The sequence below is a fragment of the Pseudomonas sp. NPDC086566 genome, from assembly GCF_050280885.1.
Lineage (GTDB): Bacteria > Pseudomonadota > Gammaproteobacteria > Pseudomonadales > Pseudomonadaceae > Aquipseudomonas > Aquipseudomonas vlassakiae.
Genome location: NZ_JBNNWD010000008.1, coordinates 83681 through 104254, shown reverse-complemented (window position 1 = coordinate 104254; position 20574 = coordinate 83681). Strand labels below are relative to the sequence as shown.

Below are 20574 nucleotides of genomic sequence, written 5' to 3'. Positions count from 1 at the left end.
GCGCTTATGCTTCAACGCCTGCTTTGTATTGCCCCCACATCAGGTTCAAGTTCACGCCCATCGAGACCAATGGCTCCGGTGGGTTGGCGCAGGGGCCGGGGGATCTCAGCAAAAACTCGATGAGTTCGTTGCTTTGACCAGCGAGCCAGTCAGCCATCAATTTTCCCGTAGCGGTACCACGCGTCACGCCCAGACCGTTGCAGCACAGAACCCCATAAACGTTCGGCGCCAACCGGCCAAAGTACCCCTCATGGTTTCGCGACAATGCGAGGGCGCCGCCCCAGGTATATTCAAGGTTGACGTTGGGAAGCATCGGGAACCGGCGGGCGAACGACTCGCGGTGCCTGTTGACGAACCGCGCAGCGTACTTGCTGTTGCTCCTGCCATCGGCGTTGAAGCTGAAGCTATTGCGGATCAGGATGCGATTGTCGGGTGTCCGCCTGACAGTGGTGCCAAAGGGATCGGCGGGGATCACTCCCCAAAACGGTTTCCCTCCTAGCGCCGCCTGCTCTTCATCGGACAACGGACGGGTGAGGCTGCCGTATGTGAATACCGGTAGCATGCGGCCTTTGAGGAAGCCAAAATGCATGCCAAACGCGTTGTTGCTGAGGATCAGTTTGTTAGCTGTGATGGCGCCGTTCTGATGGCGAAGGACAACCTTTTCCCCGTATTCGACATCGGTAATCGGCGTGTTTTCATACAGCACGACATTGGCGGGCAGTGAGTCTGCCAAGCCTTTCACCAGCGCCGAAGGCTGAACAAGGGAGGTGCCAGGGGTGAAGAGTGCCTTGCGGTAAAAACGGGTACCGATGTGCTCGGGCAACGCGTCGGCTTCGATCATCTCGTAGGGCTGTCCGAGCTTGTCCAGGCCGCTGCGGTATGCGTTCAACACTGCAATACCTCGGGACTCCACGGCGGCTTGATATTTGCCACAGTGCGTCATCTGGCAGTCGATGTTGAACTGGCTGACCAGTTCCTTCAGAGAATTCTGACCGAACTGGTTGATCTTCATGGTCGTCTTCGCCACATCGATATCCCCGATGTAGTCATCCGCCCCGATGTCATGCGGCAGATCAATGGCAAACCCTGCGTTTCGACCCGAAGAGCCCAGCCCGACCTCTTGAGCCTCGATGAGTGCGATCTGATCGTCGGGAAAATTCAGCGCGAGTTGTCGAGCCACGGCAAGACCGGTAAAGCCCGCTCCAACGATGGCCCACCGCACGCTGGAGGTGCCCTGGTGTGGGGGCTGGACGCGACGCCCTTTGCTCAAGTGGTACCAACCGCATGTGTTGTCATCGGCGGGTAAAGAAGTGATTTTTGTCATTTTGATGACCCTGAGATATAGGCTTGAGCAAAACACTGACGGTGTTGATAACGCGATCTCGACCATATGGCCGTGTGGCATGCCAATCCCTTGGCGGCGAAGGTCTGCTCGCTACATCTCATAGCGGATCTCTTTAGAAGGGGGATGCCCAAAAAAAGCTCTGTAAGACCGGCTGAAATGGGTGCATGAGACAAAACCGCATGCGATCGACACATCAAATATCGAGGTGTTGGAATTCTGTAGGAGTCGGCGAGCTTCGGTGATTCTGAGTTGGAAGTAATATTTTTGAGCGGTGGTGCTCAGTTGGTACTTGAATAGTCTTTGTATTTGTCTGACAGAAAGACCTACCAACTGGGCAAGTTGAACTTGACTCAGCGGCTCCTCAAGATTCGACTCCATCAACGTGATCACTTCACGCAAGGGCTTGCTCACCTTGGGATGCTGGGGTTTCTGAAACGACCGATGTTTGCTTTGGTCAGAGTCAAGCGTATCCAGGACGGCATTGGCCAACTCGGCACGTACACCATAACCTAGCCAGCGGATCATCATGTCAAATGCGCCACTTGGCGTGGCTGATGTCATACGGTTCCGGTCGAGTTCCAAGGGTTCTTGAGATACAAGCGCGTACGGCGCTCGTTCAGCCAGGGCGGTGCGTTGCTCCGCATGAATAGCGCAGCGATAACCATCAAGCAGCCCGGCAGCGCCAAGGTACCAAGCGCCATTCCATAGGCCGCCGAGAGCAATAGGAAGCTTCGAGATCTTTTTAAGCAGTGACGATAGCCAGCCAGGCAACGAGCGGGCAACCCGAAGTCCGCCACATATGATAATAAGGTCGAGGTCGGACAGACGAAGGTCCGTGAGCGGGGTATCGGGACGGATGGGAATACCCAGGTCGCTCATGACTTCAGCGTGGTTGTGGCTGAACGTGTGTATGCGTACCGCGCCCTGAGAAATAAGATTTGCTGTAACCAGTACATCCAATGCCTGGGTAAAGCAGGGCAGCGAGAAGTTTTCGAGCAAAAGAAAGCCCACTCGAGAAGGCTCACGGTCACCTCGCGCTTGAGGAATGAACCCCAAGTTGCGGTCGGCAAAAGTACGGCTGAATTCTCTTGTAATTATTTTCATTGGGGCACCTGGCAGCCCAAGCCAAATGCTTGACTTGACGGTTTTATTGATGTGCTGTTGAACGATGAAATCAAATCATCAGGTGAGTGTCAGCTTATGATTGCCCCCTGACCCAGTCCAACTACTTTTCTGGGTATTTTTGGATAACGTGACGTTATCAGTCCTGTTTTCAAGGAAAGCAGGGTAATGCGCAAAGCTCAACGACGGCTCCTTTTTGTGTCATACGCGGTGTAATGAACTCGCCGCTGACATTCTAACTGGATTGCACTCAGGCGTTTGTTGAAGTCAATGTCTGGTGGCGTCTTCTTAAAACGCGGATTAAGATTGAGCGCGATCTTGCCAGTGTGTCAGGGCTCTCGTATAACTTAAGGTTATGCCAGCCAGAATTTTTTTGCCGCTGTGCTTTGTTCGGCCTGGGCGTAGCATGGTCAACTGTCGATTCGTGTAGTTGGGGAGCGTTACGAAGAATGTCGCAGAAGCATGTCGATCCAGATACGCTGCTCCTCAAAATGCCTTCCCTGAGGGCAGTGAAAGCCTTTGTGGCGGCGGCGAAGTACCAAAGTTTTACCCGCGCAGCGGAAGCGTTGTGCGTGTCACAGGCCGCCATCAGTCGTCAGATCCGCGAGCTTGAGGAGTACCTCAACGCTCCACTGTTCATTCGGGTAGGGCGCACCGTTGAGCTCACGCCGGCGGGGGCGGTGTTTTTCGATGCTTCGCAAATTTCTTTCGTCAATATCGCTCAGGCTGCAGAGCGTATCAGGAATGCGCCTGTTGATAAGCATGTCCTGACAATATCGTGTTCCCCCGCATTCTCCGCACTTTGGCTTTCAAACCATATTCAGGACTTTCGTTCGAAAAACCCGGATATCGAGCTTAATTTGATTACCACGCAGAATTTTCATGCGCGAGAACCGGGTGTCGAGCCTGACATTGTCATCTCGAAATTCGTCAATGTCGGTGATGGCTATAAAGTGTATCCGCTCTGCCATGACGTGATTTATCCGGTGTGTTCGCCTGCGTATCTTGAGCGCCATCCTGAAATAACAACGTTGGAAGGTCTGCGCAGTGCTGAGCTTCTGGATTTAAGTCCTTACGGCAGGTCGGGCGTGGCTGAGCATGTCGACTGGAGTGTATGGCTGGCGTTTCAGAATGTTGATATCGACGAAAGATCTTCCGAGGGGCCACCGATTTTCCATGCCAACGATTACAACCTGATTGTTAATATGGTGCTTTCAAATCAGGGTGTTTCGTTGGGCTGGAACCACTTGGTGGCGCACATGGTGGAGTCTGGACGGCTGGTGAAACCTGTTAAAGAACAGGTCACGCTGCGGAACAGCCTTCATTACCTGGCGTGTCGTGAAGACACGGTCGCCAAAGATGCCTGTGCCAGAGTCAGGGATTGGATAATGACCAAGTTTTCATGGTGGAAGGTTCAAGCGAGAAATGCATAACCGGACATTATCGATTTCAGCCAGAAAATGTAGCTTGAGTAGTTGCTGAGCACCGCATTACCCTGTGCGCAAGCTTCGCTGCGCCCCTGATCCGTTTATTAACGGGGCGCTATGTCTTTGCTTGGGCGCTGCGTAAGACCCTTAACAAGAACAATGTTTCAGTCGTTTGTGCCTGCCTGAACGGGTAGGGTACAGGGAGGACAAATAATGAATAGCAACGAATCCGTCATTAGCCTGATCAAACAACGCAAGCCTCGCCATGTATTGCCACGGGAGCTTTATTTCGACCCTGAGGTTTATCGTCAGGACCTCGAACACATCTGGCATAAAGACTGGGTATTTGCCGGGCACACCTTTGAAATCCCAAAGACGGGCCAGTATTTTACCCTTCAGATCGGCGATTACCCGGTTGCCGTTGTCCGTGGCAAGGAGGGTGAAGTTCGCGCCTTTCATAACGCCTGCCGCCACCGTGGTGCCAAGGTCTGCGAACATGCGAGCGGCAAGGTGGCGAAGCTGGTCTGCCCCTACCATAAATGGACATTCGAGCTCGACGGCAATCTGATCTACGCAGGCAACATGGGCAATGACTTCGATCGCTCGAACTACGGTCTGAAGACCGTCCATGTCGAGGTGGTACATACCTACATCTATGTGTGCGTCGCAGAAGTCGCGCCCGATTTCGCCAGCTTCCGTGCAGCCGTGACCCCGTTCATCGCGCCGCACTTCCTGGAAAACTGCAAGGTCGCCTTCGAATCGAACCTGATCGAAAAGGGCAACTGGAAGCTGGTCTTCGAAAACAATCGTGAATGCTACCACTGCGACGGTACGCACCCAGAGTTGCTCAACTCATTTGTTGAGAACCTGTCGGTAGCAGGTGTTGGCGGTGATGACGATCCGGAGCTCGTTGCCCACTGGGATCGCTGCGAAGCGGCTGGCATGCCAAGCCGGCTGAACATGGATCCGCTGGGTCGCTTCCGTATGACTCGCATCCCGCTCTCCGCCGGCGCGGTCAGCTACACCATGGACGGGAAGCCGGCAGTGGCGGGTCGACTGGACAAGAGCGGTGAGCCGGACATTGGCGCTCTGCTTTACTTCAACTACCCGTCGACCTGGAACCACTTTCTGGGCGACCACGCGCTGAGCTTCCGTGTTCTGCCTATCGGGCCTGGCGAGACCCTGGTGACTACCAAATGGTTGGTGCCGGAGTCTGCTGTTGAAGGTGTGGACTACGATCTGGATCGCCTGACCAAAGTCTGGTTGGCTACCAATGATCAGGATCGACGCCTGGTGGAAGGTACCTTTGCGGGCGTTTCTTCGCCAGCCTATGAGGCAGGGCCTTTCTCGGAAAACGCCGAGAACGGTGTTTGCCAGTTCGACGACTGGTATTGCGCGACCATGCTGGAGCGCCTGGAAGGGCGCCCGCAGTTGAAATCGGTAGGCTGATCCACGTCCCTGCAACGGCGCCTTCGGGCGCCGTTTTCGTTTGTTCCGGCGGTATGGCTATACCTTTGAAGCGTTCCCAGTCAGGGTTAACCACATCAGGTATCTCGGTGGTATCCACACGCCTCCGGCAAATGCCACTCGTCTCTATGCAATAAATGGCATGGAATTCTCATGGTTTGCGTTAGATCCATGTTATTTCCAACCAAAATAAATACGGGGGCTATATGAGCTGCCTTATCTGCGCAGGAAGTGCGGTATCTGTTCAATGTACGGTCGGCTGGGAAGAGCGGAACTGCCCCCGCTGTGGGTGTTACCGAATGTCCCAGGCGCTCATTGCCTCGATGATGGAGGAGGGCCAGATCTTCGATGCGGAAAAGATGAGACACTGGCTTGGGACGTGTCGTGATGTCGCAGCGGTCCCTACCATAGAGGCCCATCAAGCGATATTGATGCGATAACCGGAGGCAGTCATTCGTTTGCGATTATCGATATTTTTCCGTTTCGCTCCACGATCGCAAACTTGATCTGTTGCACCGATTCCAGTCCTTGGCTGTCGCGAGCTGATTCCAGAATGTCGTCCTCGGTCAACCGGGCTCGGCGCATTCGCTGGTGCAGAAATTGCCCATGCTCGACCACCAGGGTTGCATGGCCATCCAGCAAGCGTGCAAGGGGGCGGGCGTTCAGTTTGGCCAGCGACAGGCCAACATCCAGCACGATCAATGTGGCGATCACCAGCATGGCATTGGTGAAGGAAAAGTCCTCGCCCAGCAGCGCCTGCTGGGTCGCCTCGCCAATGATCAGCAGCAAGACGAAGTCGAAGGTGGTCAGGTCGGCCAGCGAGCGCCGCCCGGCTACGCGGAACAGCAGCATCAGGGCGAGGTACATCCCGGCTGCGCGGAGGATCGAATCCATGACGCACTCCTAGGGGTAGAGGAAGGTGGAGAAATGGACCTCAGTCTGCGAGCCTGCCCTCACGATGCCTTGCAAAGTACCAACGTGCTCGCTGCGTAGCGTCAGGTACAGGGTGGCCACGCCGTCATTGGTCGTACCCAGTTGCAAGAGCAGGGCGGAGCCATGGGACATCGAAACCTGCGGCTCGGGCTGCATCGTCTCGATACTGGCTTCGCGAAGCAGTGGCCCTGCCAGTTCGACCCTCACCGGTTTGCCCGGTACGCCTTGGACGGTGATGAACAGGCTGTCGGTCGTGCCGCTGCGGCTGAGGCGCTGGTATTCGACCTTCAAGCGGCCATCCTGGCTCAGCGCCTCGGCATCGCTCAACGGGCCGTTACCAAACAGCCCGGCCAAGGCAAGCAAGACGATCACCACCAGCACATACCAGCCCACACGTTCAAAGCGCCAGACGCGGCGCTGCATCCGCATGTTCTCCTGGACGGGGTGACGCCTGGACCACAGCTCATCGTCCGCCATTGCACTGGCCCTCAGGCACGTTCGCCGCGAAGCCAGCGCTGGTGGTAGTGAGCCAGGCGCGTCAGGCCGAACTGCGCACCCTGGCGCATCACCTCCGTCCGCTCGCCAAAGAAACGCTGGGTACGGGTAAAGACCGCGACAGGTTCGCCGGCAAAGGCCCAGGCAAAGCACATCGTCCCGGGCGGCACCCCGGACTCAGGGCCGGGCCCTGCGACGCCGGTGGTGGCAATCACTACGTTGGCATCGCTGTCTCGCAACGCACCCAGGGCCATTTCCCAGGCCACTGGCTCGCTGGTCAGCCCGTAGCGTTCGATCGTTTCGCCACTGACGCCCAGCAAGCGCTTTTTTGCACTGGGCGAATACACGACATAGCCGCTTTCCAGCACCTCGCCGGTGCCCGGGACCGCCGCCAACATGGCGACCATGCAACCTGCCGTGCACGACTCAGCCGTGGAAAGAATCAACTGGTTGTCTTTGAGATAGCCAATCGCGGCCAGTACAGGATCGGACGTCATGAAGGTTTCGACTCGCTTGTTCTTTTGCTGTTGACGCAGCCTCGGCGCGATTGGTTCAGCCATTGTTCGATCCGCCTGTCCCAAGCCTGAAACCTGGCCTGAACTTTGTCCGGCTTGCTGCCTTCACTTGTTTAGGGGCAGCGGACCTACGGCATCAACCGGTATCAACGCTGCGGCTTCTCAAACGGAACAATGGAGACAGGCAAATGGGCGATCTCGCAACGTATTTCTGGATTGCCGTGGCGGCCATCATTCTGCTGGTCGATCTATGGGCGATTGTCAGTGTGTTTCGAAGCGACAAATCTGACGCAGTCAAGGTGATGTGGTCGTTGATACTCATCGTGCTGCCCGTCGTCGGGCTGGCCATATGGGGCGTCGCTGGCCCGCGCGGGATCAAGCGCGGCACGGGGCCGACCTCACCCGAACACAGCAAAGGGTAGTGGGGCAGGGCTCGCCGCGAGGCGAGCCCTTTTTTTGGCTAGAGGATCGGCTTGCCACCCGTGACGGCATAGCGTGACCCGCTGATATAGCTGGCCTCGTCCGAGGCAAGCAGAACGTAAATCGGCGCGACTTCGACCGGTTGGCCAGGCCGTCCCATGGGGTAGCTGGAGCCGAAGTTCTTGACCGCTTCATCCGGCATGGTCGCGGGGATCAAAGGCGTCCAGATCGGGCCCGGCGCCACGCAGTTCACCCGTATGCCCTTCTTGCCCAGCAACTGGGCCAGGCCAGCCGTGAAGTTGGCGATGGCGCCTTTGGTCGTGGCATACGCCAGCAGCTGCGGCGAAGGATCATCCGAATTCACCGAGCTGGTGTTGATGATCGAACTGCCTTTGGGCATCGAGGGCAACGCCCGTTGGCAGATGCGGAAGATGGCCGTGATGTTGACGTTGAAGGTCATCTGCCATTCATCGTCGTCGATTTCATCGAGGCTTTCGTGCGACATCTGGAACGCTGCGTTGTTGACCAGCACATCGATGCGGCCGAACTGTTCGACGGTCTTGTCGACGATGTCATAGCAATGCTGCTTCTGCGCCAGGTCACCGGGGAGCAAAAGGCATTTGCGACCCGCGGCCTCTACCCAGCGGGCGGTCTCTTGAGCATCGTCATGCTCATCGAGGTAGGCAATGGCGACATCAGCGCCTTCGCGCGCGTAGGCGATGGCCACAGCGCGGCCTATGCCGCTGTCGGCACCGGTGATCAAGGCAACCTTGCCGGCAAGCCGGTCATGCCCTGTGTAGGTCTGTTCGCCGCAGTCCGGATACGGATCCATCCGGCTCTGCGAGCCGGGCACCGCTTGCGGTTGTGAAGGGAAGGGCGGGGTGGGGTATTCACGCATGGTGGTAGCTCCTGCATTAACGAATGGACATACCCGTTTGAAAGAGCACCAAGCAAAGTGTTGGACGAAATTGGCTGTCGCCGCGACGGACGGAGTGTGCTGCGAATTGCACTGAATTTTCGACAGGGGCTCAGCTCTACCTCAGAGAAGCCAATCTTCTCAGTAGTTGACCCAGGAGGAATCGAGTGCCCCGTATCATCACGCCCAGCACACCTGAGCACGAGCAGGAGGAGCGCAACGCCAGGATGTTCGGCTCGCCCAAGGAGCGCCTGGATTTCTACCGCAAGGAAATCCAGTACGAGACCAGCATCCTGGCCAACCGGACAGACGCCTACCTGGCGGCCCAGTCGTTCCTGGTCATCGCGTTCGTGTCCTCGATGGGCAACCTCAACCCAGGGTGGGGAGAAATGTTCACCCTGCTCGTGCCCGCCTTTCTCGCATTGCTTGGCGTGCTGAGTTCGCTCAACGCCTGGCCGGGCATTCGCGCTGCCTACCGCATCATTGACCACTGGCAGCTGAAACAGAGCCATCTGCTGCGCAGTGAACCGTTGATGGGGCTGGCTTACGACGAGTCACCGCTGTTTTGCGAGGTCGAGACTTCGCAGGCAGGCCACCGCAAATCGCTGCTGTTTTCCTTGCGCACGCCGTGGATATTCCTTTGCTTCTGGATCGTGCTGGGCAGCTACTCGGTCTACATTCAGCTGGCTTGAAGCGGCAGGGCAAGGCCCCGTTGCCGATGCAAGCCATGCACGACAAGGGGCCGAATGCATAAGGGGCTCAGCTGGCCAGGGCCTTGATCAATTGCTCATTGAAGGCCGGGATATCGTCCGGCTGCCGGCTGCTGATCAGGTTGCCATCCACCACCACTTGCTCATCCACCCAGTTGCCACCCGCGTTGCGGATGTCATCCTGCAATGTCTTGTAACTGGTCATCCGCTTGCCCTGTGTCAGGCCCGTCGACACCAGCAGCCAGGCACCGTGGCAGATCACCGCCAGCGGCTTGCCGGCCGAGTGGTGACTTTTCACCAGCTTCTGTGCCCCCGGAATCAGCCGGATCGTGTCGGAATTCTGTACGCCGCCAGGCAACACGATGGCGTCGTAAAGATCGAGGTGGGCACTGTCAAAGGTGGCATCCACCTCAAACGCGTCTGCGGGCTTGTCGTGGTTCCAGCCGCGTACCGTTCCTTCCTTGTCAGCCAGGATGTCCACCACAGCTCCGCTTTCTATCAAGGCGTCACGCGGCCCGGTCAGCTCGACCTGTTCAAAACCATCGGTGACCAGAAAGGCCACGCGCTTGCCGTTCAATTGTGTGCTCATCGTTTAATCTCCGTTCTCAATGGTAGGGGTCAGTTTGGCGGGGTCATTCAGCCTCGCCGTCGCTGCGAATGGGTAATGACAAAGCCGGTAAGGAAACCGATAACGGCTGCGCTGAGCAGGAGCGGGGTTTTATCTTTTGGCGTTCGCCATCCGCCTTCGACACTGCGACGGCCACTGGGTGGCTCGAACAGATTGCCTGAGGACTTTTCTGCGCTGGGACTGCGCAGCAGACCCCTGCGGGCAAGCCACCCGGAGAGTGCCGGTAGCCCGGGCACCAGGTAGCTGGCCAAATGGGCGATGCGGGCGCTTGCGCCGACGGTAGTGCTGGCGCGAGGCGAGATCGCGCAGGCCACCATGGCCTTGGCCACCCGCTCCGGGTCGTAGATTGGCCCTGGCGGTTTGAGGGCGTGACCGGTGTAGTTGCCACCATCGCGGAAGCCTGGGGTATCCATCACGGCGGGGTAGATGTCGCAGACGTGGATATCGGGGTACTCGGTAAGCTCCCCCCGCAGTGCCTCCGAGAGCCCGCGCAAGCCGAACTTGCTGGCTGAATAGGCGGCGGCATAGGGTTGGGCGAGCCAGCTGCCCAATGACAGGGTGTTTATCAGTGTGCCGCTGCCTTGCTGCTTGAAGTAGGGCAGCGCAACGTGGGCCCCTCGAAGGTAGCCCAGCAAATCGGTCTGGATCACCTGCTCATGCGCTTCAAGCGGTGTTTCCTCGAAACTGCCTACCGCTCCCACACCTGCATTGTTTACCCAGACGTCTATGCGGCCATGGCCAAACTCGGCGGCGCGGGCTGCCAAGGCTTGCACCTGGTCGCTCTGGGTCATGTCAGTGGTCACGGCCACCGCGTCGGTGCCGCAATCGGTGCATTCGTCCAGCGTTTCAAACAGCGCTTCCTCATCCCGTGCCGCCAGCACCAGACGAGCGCCTTTACAGGCAAAGGCATGGGCAGCGGCTCGCCCTATGCCGCTGGACGCGCCAGTGATCACAACCACCTTGCCACGCAGCGGGCCCTTGATCGGCGAGCCGGTCAGCGGCGGTGGCTGGTCCGGTGCAACGGAGCGGTCTATCGGTGCCGTGAAGGTCTCACTGACTTCAATGGGCGACAGCTGGAGCACGGTGCCGTCCACCAGGTTCAATGTCAGGTTGCTGATGGTGCCGGCCACCCGATCGGGGAATACGGGCTCTCCTTGAGCATCCAGACTGTCGTAGATGAACCGGTCACCCTCCAGCCATCCAACCGCCGTCAACAGCTCCGGGCCCAGGTAATACTTGCCATCCTGAAAGAAACCGGGGAACTGATGGGCCCGCTCTATGTTTTCGACACAGTAACGCTCACCTGGCTTCATTCCTGTCGCTTGATCAATCATGGTGCAAGCTCCTGTGCGGTTAAACGTGGTCGGGGCCGAGGGTCCCGGATGCCGCCCCTGGCACAAGGATCACCTTGCGGCAGTCATCCTCCTTCTGATCGAACATCTTGTAGCCCAGCGCTGCCTCTTCCAGCGCGAGGCGATGGGTCACGATCAATTCCGGCTGCAGCCGTCCTGCTTCGATATGCTCGAGCAGCTCGGGAAGGTACTTTTGAACATGGGTCTGCCCCATCTTGAAGGTCAGGCCCTTGTCAAAGGCATCGCCGAACAAGAAGCCGTGGATGAACCCGGCATAGACACCTGGCACGCTGACCACGCCGCCTCGCCGCACCGCGGCAATGCTCTGGCGCAGCGCCTTGCCGCTGCTGCCCTCCAGCTTCAGGGCGGTCATGACGGTTTCCGTGGTGCTGCCCTTGGCTTCGAACCCGACGGCATCGATGACCGCGTCGACGCCGCGCATACCGGGTGTCTGGCGGATGATGCTGTCGGCTGGGTCGTCGTCCTTTTCGAAATTGATCGGGATGACGCCGTAGGCATCCTGGGCATAGGCCAGCCGGTAGTCGTTGTCATCCACCATGAAAATGGTGTGAGCGCCCAGCATCCGTGCGCAGGCGGCACTCAGCAGCCCCACCGGCCCCGCGCCATAGATCGCCACCGATGATCCTTGGCCGATCTGGGCATTGATGACAGCCTGCCAGGCGGTGGGCAGGATGTCGGAGAGGAACAGCACCTTGTCATCAGCGAGGCTCGTCGGCACCTTGAAAGGCCCGACGTTGCCCTTCGGCACCCTGACATAATCGGCTTGGCCTCCCGGCACGCCGCCGTACAGGTGGCTGTAGCCAAACAGTGCTGCGCCGGGTGGAATCCCCTTCTTGTTGAGGATCGCTCCGCGCCCGGTGTTGGTGGTTTCGCAGGCGGCAAACAGATCGTGCTGGCAGAAGAAGCAGCTGCCACACGCGATGACGAACGGGATCACGACGCGGTCGCCGACCTGCAGGTTGGTCACGCCTTTGCCGACGTCTTCGACGATGCCCATGAACTCGTGGCCGAAGATGTCGCCGTGCTCCGTGGCCGGGATCTTGCCGTGATAGAGGTGAAGGTCGGATCCGCAGATGGCGGTGGCAGTCACCCTCAGGATGATGTCGTCCGCTTCGGTGATGATGGGGTCAGGGACGGTATCGACCCTGACATCGTTGGCGCCGTGGTAAGTCAGTGCTCTCATGCGCTTCGCTCCTGCATCAGAAAATCATGGGGGTATGCAGGGGAAGCCTGGTGGGCGGTCAAAGTTCAGACCAAGTTGTTCAGTGGTGATCCTGCGCGCCGCTGCACCGAAGAGAACCCTGGAATGAGGCGCAGACGAGCACCTTCTACGCGTCCCAGGTGAACCTTGCGCAGGCGCTGTGCTCGACTGACAAAGATCCGAGGCCTGCCAGATGAACGCGATGACGCAGCAGATCACTCAAGAACAGCGCCGACTGGCTGCGGTGAACCGTTGGTTCCTGCTGTTTGACGACCTCGAACGCAGGCGTCATTGCCCAAGTACCTACCACGAAGCGCTGTTACGCCAGGCCGACGAGATGGACCGCTTGGGATTGATCGAATGGCGCGAGTGGCGGGACCTGCGGCGGCTCGCCGACCGTGCGTTTCTAAAAGCCATAGCCGGCGCGGACTATCACTGCGTCCCTGGCGAACGGATTGTTCTCAGCCGAGAAGAACAAACCGATGAAAGAGAAAGTGCCTCAATTCTGCAGGTCGATAGAGAGGGCTGAAAGGCTGGTTGATACGGAGGTTCAGGCGAGCTGCTTTTTTCAGTGCGCTTCAGATTCCCTTCAGATTCGCCACGGATACTCCCCCTGACCAACCCATTCGGGGGGCGTTTCATGACTCAAGCCCTATGGAGCAGCCTGCTCCCATTACCCATCGGCACCCACGCTGAGCACCATGGCCATTTGTCCCTGCATCTGCAGGGCGAGCAGGGGCGTGGCGAGCTGGAGCATTTCATTCATCAGTGTTTCGCAAACGTTCACCAGGCCGATGTCCACCATTACCTGCCAGAGCTACTGGCCCTTCGCGACAGCCAGGGGCGGCTGATGGCGGCGGCGGGGATGCGCCCGGCCAGCAGCGGGCCGCTGTTTCTCGAAGGCTACCTGGATGAGCCCCTGGAAAACGCGATCTCCAGGGTGGCGGGCGTGACGCTGGGGCGCGAGTGCATGGTCGAGGTCGGCAACCTGGCCTCGCTCAGCGCCGGCAGCGCCCGGATCATGATCACCACCGTGACCTGGCTGCTCGCCACCCGCGGGCTGCAGTGGGTGGCATTCACCGGCGCATCGACCCTGATCAACAGTTTCCAGCGCCTGGGGCTGGTGCCAACGGTGGTGGCGCAGGCCGACCCCGCGCGCCTGGACGAGGCGGCGCAGCAATGGGGGCACTATTACGACCAGCATCCGCAGGTGTTCGTCGGCAACATCCGCCATGGCTTCGAGCGCCTGGAGTCGGCCGGTGTGTTCCGGCGCCTGGGGCTGCCCGTGCTCAATGAGGAGACCGGCCATGCCGCATGAACTGGAACGCTTCAGGCAATTGCTGCTTGACCTCGGCCGTGAGCACGGCGATGCCCTGGCGGTGGAGGGAGACACCGAGCGGTTCACCTACAGGCAGGTGCTCGCCGAAGTCTGGCTGCGCGCCAAGGCTTTGAGCGCGCACCCCCCAGGCGTGTTGGCGCTGGCGCTGGATAACGGCCCTGAATTGCTGTTCTGGGACCTGGCGGCGCTGGTCTCGGAGCGGATCTGCGTGATCGTGCCAACCTTCTTCAGCAGGGCGCAGGTGCAGCACTGCATCGAACAGTGCGGCGCAAGCCTGGTGCTCTGCCAGCCGGCCTGGGAGGGGCTGTTCAGCCAGCTGGGCTTCGTCCAGCAGGAGGCATTCTGGAGTCGCGAGCTGGCAGCGCCGGCCGAGCTTCCTGTCGGCACCGCCAAGGTCACCTATACCTCCGGCAGCACGGGCACGCCCAAAGGCGTTTGCCTGGGCGCCGATGCCATGCTGCGTGTCGCGCACGAACTGGAGCTGGCCAGCCGACCCACCGAGCCGCAGCGCTACCTGGCGGTGTTGCCGCTGGGCGTACTGCTGGAAAACCTGGGCGTCTACGCCGCACTCATGGCCGGGGCCAGGGTGCTGCTCTACCCCCAGGCGCAACTGGGCATGGGCGGCGCCAGCCAGGTCGACTTCAAGCGCCTGCTCGGGGCCATCGCCTTGAGCGGCGCGCAGAGCCTGATCCTGGTGCCGCAGCTGTTGATGGGCCTGGTCACGGCGATCGAACGCGGCCTGATGAAGGTGGGCCCTCTGCGCTTCGTCGCGGTCGGCGGGGCGCGGGTATCGCCTGGCCTGCTGGCGCGGGCCGAGGCCATCGGCTTGCCGGTCTTCGAAGGCTATGGGTTGTCGGAGTGTGCCTCGGTGGTGGCGCTCAACCGTCCGGGCGCGATGCGTCGGGGCAGCGTGGGCCGGCCACTGCCCCACGTTCAGGTGCGAATCGCCGAGGATGGCGAGGTGCTGGTCAGCGGCTCGGTGCTGCTTGGCTACCTGGGGGAAGCACCCGCTTCGTCGGCCTGGTGGGCCACGGGCGACCTGGGTTACTTCGATGACGATGGGTATCTGTACCTCGATGGGCGCAAGAAACACCAGTTCATCACCAGCTTCGGGCGCAACGTCAACCCTGAATGGGTGGAAGCCGAGCTGACCCAGAGCGGCGTGATCGCCCAGGCGTTCGTGCACGGTGAAGGCCTGCCGCGCAACCTGGCGCTGCTCTGGCCGCTTGACCCTTGTGCCAGCGACGAGGCCATCGAGCAGGACGTGCAGCGCAGCAATGCAACCTTGCCCGACTACGCCAGGGTGCATGCCTGGCGGCGCCTGCCAGGGCCGTTGACGGCCGCCGAGAACACCCTGACCGCCAATGGCCGCCCACGACGCGAGGCGATCCTGCAGCGTTATCACACCCTGTTGTCCGACATCCAGTTGTGAGGTCCGTCATGTCATTTTTCGACACCCTTCAGTTGCAAACCAGCCATGAACGTCAGGCCCTGTTCGCGGTGCCGGTGATCCGTGAGGCGCTGGCCGGCCAGGTCAGCCGCGACGGCTATATCGCGTTCCTGACCCAGGCCTACTACCACGTGCGCCACACCGTGCCGCTGATGATGGCCTGCGGCGCGCGCTTGCCCTCGCGCCTGGAATGGTTGCGCGGCGCCGTCTGCGAATACATCGAGGAGGAATACGGCCACGAGCAGTGGATCCTCAACGATATCAATGCCTGCGGTGCTGACTGGGAGGCAGTGCGCGACGGCCGGCCGGCAATGCCGATCGAGCTGATGGTCGCCTACCTGTACGACCTGATTGCGCGGGGCAACCCGGTGGGGCTGTTCGGCATGGTCAACGTCCTCGAGGGCACCAGCATCGCCCTGGCCACCCATGCTGCAGGTGCCATCCAGAGCAGCCTGCGGCTGCCGGACAATGCGTTCAGCTATCTCAGCTCCCACGGCGCGCTGGACCAGGACCACATGGTCACCTACAAGCGGCTGATGGACCGCCTGGACGAGGTCGATGACCATCAGGCGGTGATCCACGCCGCCAAGGTGGTGTACCGGTTGTACACCGAGATGTTCGAAGGCTTGCCGCGTGCGAGCCAGGCCGAGGTGCAGCATGCGCTTGCCTGAGTCAGTGGTGGTATTGACTGGTGCCAGCGGCGGCATTGGCCTGGAGCTGGCCGAGCAGCTGTGCGCGGCCGGGGCCAGGGTGCTCGCGGTGAGCCGGCACCTGGGCAAGCTGGCGGGCCTGATGAACCGCTACCCGGATCGCCTGCGCTGGCAGACCGCCGACCTGCGAACCGCGCACGGGCGCGAGCAAGTCGTCAGCCGGGCCCGGGAGATGGGCGGGGTCAATGTGCTGATCAACGCCGCCGGTGTGAACCGGTTCGCCTTGCTTGACCAGTTGGACGAACACGCATTGGACGAATTGCTCGACATCAACCTCAAGGCGCCTCTGCAGCTGACCCGGGCGTGCCTGCCGCTGCTGCGCGAGCAACCCAAGGCGCTGGTGGTCAATGTCGGGTCCACCTATGGCTCGATCGGCTACCCCGGCTACGCGAGCTACTGCGCGAGCAAATTTGCCTTGCGAGGGTTCTCCGAAGCGCTGCGGCGGGAGTTGGCCGACACCCCGGTGAACGTGTTGTATGCCGCGCCGCGGGCGACCCGCACAGCCATGAACAGCAGTGCCGCGACAGCGCTCAACCAGGCGCTGAAAGTCGGCATGGACGACCCCGCCGATGTCGCCCGTGCCGTGCTCGAGGCGGTGCAGTCCGAGCGCAGCGAACTGTACCTGGGCTGGCCAGAAAAGCTGTTCGTGCGCATCAACGGCATGCTGCCGGGGATGGTCGACCGTGCGCTGCGCAAGCAATTGCCTGTCATTCGCCGCTATATCGGTAGCCATACCAAGGAGTCGAGCAAATGAAGCGTCTGCTCATCGCCAGCTTGCTGGCATTCGCCCCCTTCAGCTGGGCACTGGACACTGCAGGCACGCAGCACCTGAGTGATTTGCAGCAACGCTGGGCACAGATCCAGTACCAGTTACCCAAAGAAAAACGTGCCGATGCATTCGAAAAGCTGGCTGCTGATGCCACGGCGTTCGTGCATCAATACCCCGGTGCGCCTGAGCCTCTGATCTGGGAAGGCATCATCCACAGCTGTTGGGCGGGCGCCGTCGGTGGCCTGGGCGCGCTGGGCAAGGTCAAGGCGGCCAAGGCCAGCCTGGAACAGGCCATCAAACTCGACCCCAACGCCCTGCAGGGCTCGGCCTATACCAGTCTGGGCACGCTCTACGACCAGGTCCCGGGCTGGCCGATCGGTTTTGGCGACAGTGAAATGGCCGACAAGCTGCTGCGCAAGGCACTGCAGGTCAATCCCAACGGGATCGACAGCAACTACTTCTGGGGCGATCATCTTTATCGGCAAAAGCGCTACCCTGAAGCCACCGCTGCCTTGCAGAAGGCTTTGCAGGCGCCGCCCCGGCCAGGGCGCGAGCTGGCCGACCAGGGCCGGCGTGGCGATATCGATGCTTTACTCAAGGCCATCAAGGACAAACAGGACTGAACATGCGGCTGCTGCTGCTTGAGGACGATACCGCGCTGGGTGAGGGCATTTGCGACGGCTTGCGCCAGGCGGGCTACACGCTCGACTGGCTGCGTGATGGCCTGAGTGGCTTGCATGCGTTGCAGCATGAGGGGTTCGACCTGGTGGTCCTGGATCTCGGCTTGCCCCGCCTCGATGGTATCGAACTGCTGCGTCGCGTGAGGGCAGCGGGTAACAGCCTGCCGGTGCTGATCCTCACCGCACGGGACAGCCTCGATGATCGTATCACCGGGCTGGATGCAGGCGCCGATGATTACCTGGTGAAGCCTTTCGACCTCAACGAGCTGAAGGCCCGGTTGCGTGCCTTGCTGCGGCGAAGCGCCGGGCGTGCGACGGTGCTGATCGAACATGCCGGTGTGAGCCTCGACCCTGCCACGCAGCAAGTGCACTACAAAGGTGTGGAAGTCATCCTGACCCCCAAGGAGTATCGACTGCTGCATGAGTTGCTGGCCCAACCCGGCAAGGTCTTCACCCGCGAACGCCTGACCCAGCTGCTGTACGGTTGGGATGAGGAGCCCGAGAGCAATACGCTGGAAGTGAACATCTACCACCTGCGCAAGAAACTCTTCAATGGCCTGATCCGCACGGTCCGCGGTATTGGCTATCTGGTCGAGGGCAAGGCATGAGTTCGCTGCGTCAACGCACACTCTGGCGGGTCATGTTCCTGTTGTTGGTCGGCACGGGCCTGCTGGTGCTCTACAACTACCACGACAGCCGCCATGAAATTAACGAAGTGTATGACGCGCACCTCGCCCAGAACGCGCGCCTGCTTCAGGGGGTCATGAGCATGCCGGTGCAGGGCAACTCGCGTGACGCCATGTACCGCGCTTTCAACGAAGCGTTGGGGCAAGCCGGCCGCAGAGGGGTCGGCCACCCTTACGAAAGCAAGCTGGCATTTCAAGTCTGGGGGGAGGGTGGTGTGCTGCTGGTGCATACGCCGAGTGCCCCCCGGCTTGACCCGTTGCCGAGCGCGCCGGGTTTCTACGACTTTGCCAGTGGCGACGAGCAATGGCGCGGTTTCGTCTTGCCGGTACCGGAAAAGGACTGGTTGATCTGGGTCGGCGAGCGTGATGATGTGCGTTACGACCTGATCGACCGGATCGTCCGCCACACCGTGTTCCCGTTCCTGGTTGGTAGCCTGGCCCTGGCGCTGTTGGTCTGGGCCGCCATTGGCTGGGGGCTGCGGCCGTTGCAGAACATGGCCAATGTCATCCGTGGGCGGCACGCCAATTCGCTGGAACCGCTGCAACTGGTACCTCTGCCATTGGAGCTTGAGCCCATGCAGGCGGCCATCAACCGCCTGTTGGCGCAGATCGAGGACTTGCTGCGGCGTGAGCATCGCTTCATTGCCGATGCCGCCCATGAGATGCGTACACCGCTGGCGGTACTGCGCCTGCACGCGCAGAACGCGCTCGAGGCCAGTCAGGAGGCGGAGCGCCACAAGGCCTTGGGGTTTGTCATCGGCGGGGTCGACCGCTTGACCCGGGTGGTCAATCAACTGCTGACCCTGGCCCGTGTCGAGCCTCGCCTGGGGCAACGCGCTACCGCTCAGGTCGACCTTGCCGAGGTGGTGACCGATACCATGGCCGAGCTGACCCCCTGGATACTGGACCGTGGCCTGGAGCCTTCGCTGGATATTGGCGAAGGGGATCATCATCTGGCCATCGATGCCGGTGCGCTGTCGATCGCCCTGCAGAACCTGGTTTCCAACGCGGTGGAACACTCACCCCCCGGTGGGCGCATCACGGTGCTGCTCAGGCGTCTGGACAGTCGTTTCGAAGTGATCGTCGAGGATGAGGGGCCGGGTATCGCCGAGGCGGAGTTGTCGCGCGTCTTCGAGCGTTTCTACAGCCGTAACAGCCCCAATGGGGCTGGCCTTGGATTGTCCATCGTGACCACCATCATCGACCGGCTCGGCGGCCACGTGCATCTCGAAAACCGTGTCAGTGGCGGCTTGGCTGCCACCATGTCGCTGCCGCTGGCCTGAGGCCGCCTCAGTCAACTGAGCCCCGGCGTCGCATGCTGTGCTGACAGTGTTCGCCCCGAGCATGATGGGGACCGTTCAACCTGGCTACCCTGCCTGCCTGTCAAAGGCGCAATCCTTCAAATCAGCCACCCGATCCCATGGAAGCACTGTAATGCCTATCGACTTCAGGCCTGCCCAAGCCTCGGACGCGCACGATATTGCGCGCTTCTTTCAACTGACATCGGAGGGCATGGCCGATTACATATGGAGCAAGCTTGCCGCACCCGGAGAAGCATTGCTCAGCGTCGGTGCGTCTCGCTACGCCAGGGAGCAGGGCGACTTCTCCTATAAGAACTGCCTGATGGCCACGTTCGAAGGGCGCGTGATCGGCATGATGCACAGCTATGCCTTGCACGAGACGCCTGACCGGCCTGTCGAGACAGACCCGGTCCTCGCGCCTTATTCCGACATGGAAATACCCGACACCTTGTACATATCCAGCCTGGCCCTGGATGAGGGGTGGCGCAGCCAGGGGCTGGGCGCCCAGTTTCTTCGCCATGCCCAGCAGCGCGCCGAGGACGCTGGCCTGAATGGGCTGTGCCTGATCGATTATGCCGAAAACCACGGTGCACGCCGCTTCTACGAGCGTCACGGTTTTCAGATTGTGAAAACCTGCCAGATCGTTGCGCACCCCATGCTGGGGGTCACTGGTGACGCCTATCTGATGTATCGCCCTAACCACCACGTGCTCGAGAAAAAATCATGAACCAGAAACTCACCGTGTTCCGCGAACTGGATGTCCAACCGGTACGCGACCTTCCTTTCTTTGCAGAGGTCGTGGAAGGCAGCCCCCATACGCTGACGTCCAAGTACTATCACGATGAACAGCAAGGTCGCATTTCCGGCGAATGGGAGGCCACTACCGGAGCGTGGCGCATCGACTACCAGGTCTGGGAGTTTTGCCATGTGCTCAGTGGCTGCTGTGTCATCGAGCTAGAGGGTTGCGCCCCCGTCACACTGGCCGCTGGCGACACGTTCATCATCGAACCGGGCGCCAAGGGAAAATGGACCGTGCTGGAAGACATGAAAAAGAACTTCGTGATCCTCGTGCCCACGAACTAGGACC

General features: G+C 60.3%; 23 protein-coding genes. 14 read left to right on the top strand and 9 right to left on the bottom strand.

The window, feature by feature from the left end:
• Positions 1-4: 4 nt before the first annotated feature.
• Together ACQKPS_RS19350 and ACQKPS_RS19345 are read right to left on the bottom strand one after the other, a co-directional pair.
• Positions 5-1324, bottom strand: a complete 1320-nt coding sequence (locus ACQKPS_RS19350; protein ID WP_427605371.1) for an NAD(P)/FAD-dependent oxidoreductase — start codon at positions 1322-1324, stop codon at positions 5-7.
• Between the two features lie 111 nt (positions 1325-1435).
• Positions 1436-2449, bottom strand: coding sequence for a GlxA family transcriptional regulator (locus ACQKPS_RS19345; RefSeq protein WP_427605370.1), 1014 nt, complete (start codon positions 2447-2449; stop codon positions 1436-1438).
• A gap of 467 nt (positions 2450-2916) precedes the next feature.
• On the opposite strand from ACQKPS_RS19345, the gene ACQKPS_RS19340 reads away from it, so the two are divergent.
• The gene (locus ACQKPS_RS19340; protein ID WP_427605369.1) at positions 2917-3900 is read left to right on the top strand and encodes a LysR family transcriptional regulator; all 984 of its coding nucleotides are present in this window, start codon (positions 2917-2919) and stop codon (positions 3898-3900) included.
• Between the two features lie 207 nt (positions 3901-4107).
• Positions 4108-5343 carry an aromatic ring-hydroxylating oxygenase subunit alpha gene (locus tag ACQKPS_RS19335; protein WP_427605368.1) on the top strand — a complete coding sequence of 412 codons (1236 nt, stop codon included), beginning with the start codon at positions 4108-4110 and terminating at the stop codon, positions 5341-5343.
• Between the two features lie 468 nt (positions 5344-5811).
• Here the strand turns inward: ACQKPS_RS19335 and ACQKPS_RS19330 are convergent, their stop codons facing one another.
• The 3 genes from ACQKPS_RS19330 to ACQKPS_RS19320 form a co-directional block, all read right to left on the bottom strand.
• Positions 5812-6255 (bottom strand): DUF421 domain-containing protein, encoded by a 444-nt coding sequence (locus ACQKPS_RS19330; protein ID WP_283722886.1) that lies wholly within the window; start codon positions 6253-6255, stop codon positions 5812-5814.
• A gap of 9 nt (positions 6256-6264) precedes the next feature.
• Positions 6265-6717, bottom strand: coding sequence for a hypothetical protein (locus ACQKPS_RS19325; RefSeq protein ID WP_254480163.1), 453 nt, complete (start codon positions 6715-6717; stop codon positions 6265-6267).
• 65 nt (positions 6718-6782) lie between these two features.
• Entirely contained in the window at positions 6783-7286 is a 504-nt protein-coding gene (locus ACQKPS_RS19320; protein WP_254480162.1) for a CinA family protein, read from the bottom strand.
• A 206-nt stretch (positions 7287-7492) separates the two neighbouring features.
• Here ACQKPS_RS19320 and ACQKPS_RS19315 point away from each other — a divergent pair, with 206 nt between their 5' ends.
• On the top strand, positions 7493-7726 hold the full coding sequence (locus ACQKPS_RS19315) for a PLD nuclease N-terminal domain-containing protein (RefSeq protein WP_054887750.1): 234 nt from the start codon (positions 7493-7495) through the stop codon (positions 7724-7726).
• Positions 7727-7764: 38 nt separating this feature from the next.
• Here ACQKPS_RS19315 and ACQKPS_RS19310 read toward each other — a convergent pair whose 3' ends face one another.
• Positions 7765-8622 carry an SDR family oxidoreductase gene (locus tag ACQKPS_RS19310; protein ID WP_283722884.1) on the bottom strand — a complete coding sequence of 286 codons (858 nt, stop codon included), beginning with the start codon at positions 8620-8622 and terminating at the stop codon, positions 7765-7767.
• 185 nt (positions 8623-8807) lie between these two features.
• Here ACQKPS_RS19310 and ACQKPS_RS19305 point away from each other — a divergent pair, with 185 nt between their 5' ends.
• Positions 8808-9332 carry a hypothetical protein gene (locus ACQKPS_RS19305; RefSeq protein WP_254480160.1) on the top strand — a complete coding sequence of 175 codons (525 nt, stop codon included), beginning with the start codon at positions 8808-8810 and terminating at the stop codon, positions 9330-9332.
• Between the two features lie 67 nt (positions 9333-9399).
• Here ACQKPS_RS19305 and ACQKPS_RS19300 read toward each other — a convergent pair whose 3' ends face one another.
• Genes ACQKPS_RS19300 through ACQKPS_RS19290 form a run of 3 tightly spaced genes read right to left on the bottom strand, consistent with a single transcriptional unit; the run spans position 9400 to position 12534 of the window.
• Positions 9400-9939: a type 1 glutamine amidotransferase domain-containing protein gene (locus ACQKPS_RS19300; RefSeq protein WP_176506724.1), complete on the bottom strand. Its 540-nt coding sequence runs from the start codon at positions 9937-9939 to the stop codon at positions 9400-9402.
• Between the two features lie 47 nt (positions 9940-9986).
• Positions 9987-11312 (bottom strand): SDR family oxidoreductase, encoded by a 1326-nt coding sequence (locus ACQKPS_RS19295; RefSeq protein ID WP_427605367.1) that lies wholly within the window; start codon positions 11310-11312, stop codon positions 9987-9989.
• 19 nt (positions 11313-11331) lie between these two features.
• Positions 11332-12534 carry a zinc-dependent alcohol dehydrogenase gene (locus ACQKPS_RS19290; RefSeq protein WP_254480158.1) on the bottom strand — a complete coding sequence of 401 codons (1203 nt, stop codon included), beginning with the start codon at positions 12532-12534 and terminating at the stop codon, positions 11332-11334.
• Positions 12535-12745: 211 nt separating this feature from the next.
• Between ACQKPS_RS19290 and ACQKPS_RS19285 the strand changes: the two genes are divergently transcribed.
• The 10 genes from ACQKPS_RS19285 to ACQKPS_RS19240 all read left to right on the top strand — a co-directional run bounded on the left by ACQKPS_RS19285 (position 12746) and on the right by ACQKPS_RS19240 (position 20570).
• A complete protein-coding gene (locus ACQKPS_RS19285; RefSeq protein ID WP_427605366.1) occupies positions 12746-13081 on the top strand; it encodes a hypothetical protein in 336 nt (111 codons plus the stop codon).
• A 111-nt stretch (positions 13082-13192) separates the two neighbouring features.
• Positions 13193-13870, top strand: coding sequence for a thermostable hemolysin (locus ACQKPS_RS19280; RefSeq protein ID WP_427605365.1), 678 nt, complete (start codon positions 13193-13195; stop codon positions 13868-13870).
• A complete protein-coding gene (locus ACQKPS_RS19275) occupies positions 13860-15323 on the top strand; it encodes an AMP-binding protein (protein ID WP_427605364.1) in 1464 nt (487 codons plus the stop codon). Before ACQKPS_RS19280 ends, ACQKPS_RS19275 begins: the two co-directional genes overlap by 11 nt.
• Before the next feature lie 8 nt (positions 15324-15331).
• Entirely contained in the window at positions 15332-16012 is a 681-nt protein-coding gene (locus tag ACQKPS_RS19270) for an iron-containing redox enzyme family protein (protein WP_283722878.1), read from the top strand.
• Entirely contained in the window at positions 15999-16805 is an 807-nt protein-coding gene (locus tag ACQKPS_RS19265; protein WP_427605363.1) for an SDR family oxidoreductase, read from the top strand. The genes ACQKPS_RS19270 and ACQKPS_RS19265 overlap by 14 nt, the downstream gene beginning before the upstream one ends.
• Positions 16802-17443 carry a hypothetical protein gene (locus ACQKPS_RS19260; RefSeq protein ID WP_427605362.1) on the top strand — a complete coding sequence of 214 codons (642 nt, stop codon included), beginning with the start codon at positions 16802-16804 and terminating at the stop codon, positions 17441-17443. The genes ACQKPS_RS19265 and ACQKPS_RS19260 overlap by 4 nt, the downstream gene beginning before the upstream one ends.
• Before the next feature lie 2 nt (positions 17444-17445).
• Complete coding sequence (locus ACQKPS_RS19255) at positions 17446-18108, top strand: response regulator (protein WP_427605361.1); 663 nt, start codon at positions 17446-17448, stop codon at positions 18106-18108.
• Positions 18105-19469 carry a sensor histidine kinase gene (locus tag ACQKPS_RS19250; RefSeq protein ID WP_427605360.1) on the top strand — a complete coding sequence of 455 codons (1365 nt, stop codon included), beginning with the start codon at positions 18105-18107 and terminating at the stop codon, positions 19467-19469. Before ACQKPS_RS19255 ends, ACQKPS_RS19250 begins: the two co-directional genes overlap by 4 nt.
• A gap of 151 nt (positions 19470-19620) precedes the next feature.
• Complete coding sequence (locus tag ACQKPS_RS19245; RefSeq protein WP_283722873.1) at positions 19621-20214, top strand: GNAT family N-acetyltransferase; 594 nt, start codon at positions 19621-19623, stop codon at positions 20212-20214.
• Positions 20211-20570, top strand: a complete 360-nt coding sequence (locus ACQKPS_RS19240) for a cupin domain-containing protein (RefSeq protein WP_254480155.1) — start codon at positions 20211-20213, stop codon at positions 20568-20570. The genes ACQKPS_RS19245 and ACQKPS_RS19240 overlap by 4 nt, the downstream gene beginning before the upstream one ends.
• The last annotated feature ends 4 nt before the right edge of the window (positions 20571-20574 follow it).